Annotated in this window: 3 protein-coding genes; 1 reads left to right on the top strand and 2 read right to left on the bottom strand. The window is 43.6% G+C overall.

What is annotated here, in order from left to right:
- Window positions 1-336: 336 nt before the first annotated feature.
- Window positions 337-1,185 (top strand): pirin family protein, encoded by an 849-nt coding sequence (locus tag CAG68_RS19520; protein ID WP_017635146.1) that lies wholly within the window; start codon window positions 337-339, stop codon window positions 1,183-1,185.
- A gap of 142 nt (window positions 1,186-1,327) precedes the next feature.
- On the opposite strand, the gene CAG68_RS19515 is transcribed toward CAG68_RS19520, so the two are convergent.
- Together CAG68_RS19515 and CAG68_RS19510 are read right to left on the bottom strand one after the other, a co-directional pair.
- Window positions 1,328-2,176 carry a patatin-like phospholipase family protein gene (locus CAG68_RS19515; RefSeq protein WP_054729310.1) on the bottom strand — a complete coding sequence of 283 codons (849 nt, stop codon included), beginning with the start codon at window positions 2,174-2,176 and terminating at the stop codon, window positions 1,328-1,330.
- Window positions 2,177-2,433: 257 nt separating this feature from the next.
- On the bottom strand, window positions 2,434-2,772 hold the full coding sequence (locus CAG68_RS19510; protein ID WP_053304554.1) for a hypothetical protein: 339 nt from the start codon (window positions 2,770-2,772) through the stop codon (window positions 2,434-2,436).
- Between the last annotated feature and the right edge of the window lie 22 nt (window positions 2,773-2,794).

Raw genomic sequence — 2,794 nt, 5'->3', positions numbered from 1 at the left:
ATGTTCAATCAAGAGGAAGTTGTACGCAGGTGTCTGAATTGGGGATTCAAGATTTTACTGAGAGGAAACTTAAACTAAATGTTGCATTAACAGCTCTCTTCTAAGAGCCAAGGCACACTATACACCTTGTTTAGAAAATAGCTACATTTATTTTAGATAAATTAAATGTGCTCATTATTAACTCGATAAATTGTATTGTTCGAAAAAGTTGAATAAGTAGAACGAATAGTATGGCTCATAATTTTAGCTCATCAACCTAAAATAGAACCTTATAGATAGCCATAGATTAAACATGCGATTTGCAAGCGGTCACAAAGATAAACTAGGAGAACTAGTATGAGTACATTCAGAGAAATTCGTCAGCTTATTCCTGCGCAACCTACTGCTGATGGTGATGGAGTGAAAATTCGCCGAGTAGCGGGTTTCAATCATGCTAGTTTTTCTCCATTTTTGATGATGGATGAACTCAAATCAGAAGACCGCGCTGACTATATCGGCGGTTTCCCTCCGCATCCGCACCGAGGTATTGAGACGCTTACTTATATGTTGAAAGGTCATTTCCAGCATCGTGATCATATGGATAATGTTGGTGAGCTTCGTTCCGGTGGTGCACAGTGGATGGCGGCAGGAAGAGGCGTCATCCATAGCGAAATGCCTATTATGAAGGAAGGCGAATTGCATGGTTTCCAAATTTGGATTAACCAGCCTGCGAAAAATAAGATGCAGCCAGCTCAATATCATGACTTTCAACCTGAAACGATCACTGAGTTTGATACTCCGAATACGGGGGTTGTACGTTTGATTGCGGGTCATATGACTATAAACAACGAACGAATTCAGGGGCCGCTAACAGAGACAGGTGTTGCTGCCACGGTAGCCGATTGGAGAGCGATGGGGGGGCAAGCTTTGAATTTGAACACGGATCAAGACAACAACATGATGCTCTATGTCTATAAAGGTCGTATTCAATTAAAAGGTCGTGAGATCAATCAAGGCGAAATGGCCATTTTATCGAAAGGTGAATGGGTTGAATTGCAGGCCGAAAAAGAGAGTGGTGCACTGATCTTTATTGGTGAGCCAATTAATGAACCCGTGGTGCATTATGGCCCTTTTGTCATGAATAGCATGGAAGAGATAGAACAAGCCATCCAAGATTACAACTCTGGGTTGTTTGAAACTTACTAGTTTGGACTGCCTACTCGCTTTTTCAGTTAGCGAGCAAATTAAAACAGTTTTGAGCCTGAATATTGGGCTCGACCAGAAGCAAATACGATAATCCACTGCCATCGAATTTGCGTTAGCCACGTTTAATCCACGTGGCTTTTTTCTACTTCTGACTCCATCGTATGATGGCTTCCTTTCCTGCTTCAATTCCTAACTCATAAGCATGACGCAGTGGTGCTGGCGATCGACTCAGCCGTTTCAACTTGAATGTTTCAGGAGGACACACTTGAATGATTTCGATACCAGGTGGTGGGTTGTTGATCAGCGCTAAGGTCTGATTGTAGCGAACTTCACGTGTCAACATCGGTTCAATTAATCCGGGCGTTTCTTTCAACATCCTCCTAGTTAGGGCGCTGAATCTTCCTCTTGGCTTTTGATAGCTTGCGGGCTGGCTGCGTAAAACCATAATCTTTTTGGCTCCTCGCTTTATTGCTTCTGCAACAGGAAGTGCGTCTGAGACGCCACCATCAACGTATCTAATTCCGTTCAGTGATACGCCATTTCGGTAAAGTACAGGCAGTGCGCTGCTGGCTTTCATTGTTTCTGCCAAGTCGTCGACATCAGGAAGGTGGTACTCCGCTTGCCCATTGTCTTGACGCGTCACGCCTAAAAAGAAAGCTCGTGAATCGGCTTTGAGCGCAGATTTATCGATGCCAAGTTCTTCGAGGGTGACATTCCACATCCAGTCTAAGTTCATCATATCACCACCACGTAGAAGTTGAGATGGAGAGATAAATTCTTTTCTTAAGCTGTAATCGAGGTAGATTTTTAAGTTACGTCCGGGCATTTTAGCTAAGTAGGCAGCCAAGTTGCTAGCACCCGCAGACACTCCCCAAAAGCTATCAAATGGAGAGAACTCGCTAGCAAGAAAATGATCGAGTATGCCGCATGAAAATACGCCTCGCATGGCTCCACCTTCGACAATCAATGCTCGAGAGCCTACTTTTTCCATCACTTCGCTCCACTCTTTATCAATCGGATAATAGCGTGCAGCTTAACGCATAATGGTTTTATACCCAAGTGGGCCAAAGGTCTAGGTTGCGTTCCTTTGAATAAAAAGGGCATCAACGGATGCCCTTGTCACTTTTAGCCTATGGAATTGCGGGTAATTGAGTCGCTAATTTAGTGAAGGAGACCGAGCCAATTAGCCCCCTTACATAGAGCCATACCTGTCGTCCCATACTGATCGTTGTTGGAATAGTTTGATGATCACTTGTTAAATAGGCATACAAACACTATCCAGAGCGTTGTAAGCAAAAGTAATGGGGTGAATACTTTCTGGATAGAAGCGCCATCAGTTAAATTGTAAATTTTGATGGATTCATAATAGAACGCTCGTTTGAATTCTTTGAAGCTAATGTCGCTCTTCGCATGCGACTGTTCATAGTGCTGGTGCGCAGCGTCCGATAGCTGGTATTCCAAGTCTTGGAGCTCGTACTCCTTGTTAAAAAACGCATCCCAAGCCGAAAGGCGGGCTATCGTTTTAGGAGATGGATCCCCATTTAGTTTCTCTAGACGCTTAGCATAAGCTGCTTGATATTTATCCACGGTATATTCCTGTCTGAATAGA

Source organism: Vibrio sp. V42_P2S4T144, from assembly GCF_009904715.1.
Classification (GTDB): Bacteria; Pseudomonadota; Gammaproteobacteria; order Enterobacterales; family Vibrionaceae; genus Vibrio; species Vibrio alginolyticus.
Note: the sequence above shows the minus strand (reverse complement) of the source record. Positions and strands in the feature narration are given on the sequence as shown.